The organism is Oceanisphaera pacifica (assembly GCF_017498065.1).
In the GTDB taxonomy this organism is placed as follows: Bacteria; Pseudomonadota; Gammaproteobacteria; order Enterobacterales; family Aeromonadaceae; genus Oceanimonas; species Oceanimonas pacifica.
In genome coordinates this window covers 1-2,492 of the sequence record NZ_JAGDFX010000031.1, presented here as the reverse complement: position 1 = coordinate 2,492, position 2,492 = coordinate 1, and the positions used below count along the sequence as shown (strand labels likewise).

Genomic DNA, 2,492 nt, shown 5'->3' with positions numbered 1-2,492 from the left:
TTTAAAGGTCTCGATGTGCATGGATTTCTCCCGAAAAGGGAGCATATGATCATAATCGATAGATCACGTCAACTAGTGAGCGGCTTAATGCCTTAACTGTTCAAAAAACGTTCGTGATCTTGCCCTGTGTCGTCAAGCGATGCGCGGTGCTATTGATAATAATGAGCTGTTCTTGGTATATCAGCCTAAAGTAGATTTACAGCATGGTCATATTATTGGTGCTGAAGCGTTATTGCGTTGGATAAGCCCAGAGCTAGGTTTTATTTCTCCTGCCGATTTTATTCCAATTGCTGAAGCTAGTGGAGAAATACTGCGTATTGGCGATTGGGTTATAGATCAAGCCATTAACCAGTTAGAATATTGGTTTGCTGAGCAACAGCTACCTAAAGATTTTAAAGTGGCGGTTAATGTGGCGGCTTTACAGCTGTCGCAATCTGATTTTGCCGGTAAGTTAATTGCTCAACTGAAAGCCAGTACTGTGCCATTATCAGCGATTGAAGTTGAGGTAACAGAGTCGGGCTTAATGCAAAATGTAGACCTGGCTATTAGTCAGTTAAACCGACTGGCAGAGCAGGGCGTTTCTATTGCGATTGATGATTTTGGTACTGGCTATTCGTCATTAGCTTATTTAAAGAACATGCCGGTATCGGTATTAAAAATAGATAGGGCTTTTATTAAAGACATGGATGCCGATAGTCAAGACCGTCGTTTGGCAGAAACCGTGATTAATATGGCGCGTAATCTTGGCTGCGATACCGTTGCCGAAGGCGTTGAGTGCCTTGAGCATATTGAGTTATTAAAAGAGATGGGCTGTACTATTGTGCAAGGCTATTGGTATTCGCCGCCATTAAAGCCAGACGCTTTTATTACTTTCGCCGAGGGGCATCATAAACAACTTCAAGCTGAAACACCCCCTCTGGGGAGCTATCAGCTGTCAGTTAAAGAAAAATACGGAGCAGCCGGAGCCTTGGGTCATTGCGAGGTACGAAGCAATCCATTTAACAGATAGCTATAAGTCTAACGCTGTACGCCTTACGTTAAAAAATCCAATCGTGTGTAGGGTCGAATTTATTCGACCGATTTTAAGCCGTGCCATGGTTTTTTGTGCGAATAAATTCGCCCCTACAAAAGCAACCCCTTCGGGTAGCTGTCAACCGTCAGCTATCAGCTGTTAGTTAAAAAAACAGCGCTTGGTGCTCGCACTGTATTTTGTCGTCATTGCGAGCGCAGCGTGGCAATCCATTTCAAACAAAGTTATACGTTTAACGCTGTACGCCTTACGTTAAAGAAAAACTGCGGTTTGTTTTTTGTTTGTCTGATAGCTGACGGCTTAAAGCTGATCGCTGCCCGAAGGGCCTGGATTGCCGCGTCGCTGCGCTCCTCGCAATGACCCAAAGGCAATGATGAATGTTGGATTTTGAATGTTGAATTAACTGACAAACACTGCTTTCGCTTTTGTAGAAGCCGCTTTAGCCGGCTTCTGTCTTAGGGAAAGCGCTGCGCAGCAAAATATTGATTTAAACAAGTGCCGCTACGCGCCACCGGCCAGCTGAAGCGGCCTCTACGTTGTTTATCGGGCGCTCGGTGCAGCTTTAATCCCTATTCCCCAGTCCCTACTCCCCATTTTCTATGATTTTTCTGTGGTTTTCGCGTTCTTCCGTTGCAAAATATGCTTAAAGCGTATTATTAAAGCTGGATACAGCGTCCACTACTTGTTTGGCACCGTTTTGAATTTCATTAATCACTTGGCCTGCGTCATTAGAAAGCTCAAGCGCATCATTTGCTTTCTTTAAGCTCTCTTCTATTACCGACACGGCTTGCCCCGTTAGTTGTTTATTTTCTGTAACCACTTCAATAATTTGCTCGGTTGCTAGGCTGGTTCTTGAAGCGAGGTTACGTACCTCGTCGGCCACAACGGCAAACCCTCTACCTTGTTCGCCGGCGCGGGCGGCTTCTATGGCTGCGTTAAGGGCAAGCAAGTTAGTTTGCTCAGCAATCCCTCTAATGCTTTCTACTAAGCTAGACACTTTTGCCGATTGAGTGTCGAGTTCAAAAACACTGCGACTGGCTGTATCCATTTGTTCAGATAACGCATTCATGGTGCTAATAGTGGTGTCAATCACACTCATACCATTAGCGGCATCTTCATCAGTCTTTTTTGAAATTTCATAAGCAATTTCTGATGTTTCAGCTATTTTCGCTTCTCTGTCCATTTGTTCGGTAATGACAGTGGCAAACTTAACCACTTTATAAAGTTCGCCACTGTCATCATGAACAGGATTATAGCTGGCCTCTAACCAGACGGTGTTGCCGTATTTATCTAGGCGCTTAAAGCGATCTGATACAAATTCACCGCGGGCTAGAGCAGGGCAAGATCACGAACGTTTTTTGAACAGTTAAGGCATTAAGCCGCTCACTAGTTGACGTGATCTATCGATTATGATCATATGCTCCCTTTTCGGGAGAAATCCATGCACATCGAGACCTTTAAA

General features: G+C 44.4%; 2 protein-coding genes and 1 pseudogene. 1 reads left to right on the top strand and 2 read right to left on the bottom strand.

Features of this window, described 5'->3' with window-relative positions:
* Window positions 1-139 precede the first annotated feature (139 nt).
* Window positions 140-1,009, top strand: coding sequence for a putative bifunctional diguanylate cyclase/phosphodiesterase (locus tag J3U76_RS14290; RefSeq protein ID WP_243454279.1), 870 nt, complete (start codon window positions 140-142; stop codon window positions 1,007-1,009).
* 664 nt (window positions 1,010-1,673) lie between these two features.
* On the opposite strand, the gene J3U76_RS14285 is transcribed toward J3U76_RS14290, so the two are convergent.
* Window positions 1,674-2,213, bottom strand: coding sequence for a methyl-accepting chemotaxis protein (locus J3U76_RS14285; protein ID WP_279382295.1), 540 nt, complete (start codon window positions 2,211-2,213; stop codon window positions 1,674-1,676).
* A gap of 33 nt (window positions 2,214-2,246) precedes the next feature.
* Window positions 2,247-2,354 (bottom strand): annotated as a pseudogene (locus J3U76_RS14645) (PAS domain-containing protein); the annotation flags it as partial.
* Window positions 2,355-2,492: the final 138 nt, after the last annotated feature.

Coding starts and splice junctions, on each gene's coding strand:
- J3U76_RS14290 (WP_243454279.1), top strand. CDS start 140: ATGCGCGGTGCTATTGATAATAATGAGCTGTTCTTGGTATATCAGCCT.
- J3U76_RS14285 (WP_279382295.1), bottom strand. CDS start 2,213: ATGGACAGAGAAGCGAAAATAGCTGAAACATCAGAAATTGCTTATGAA.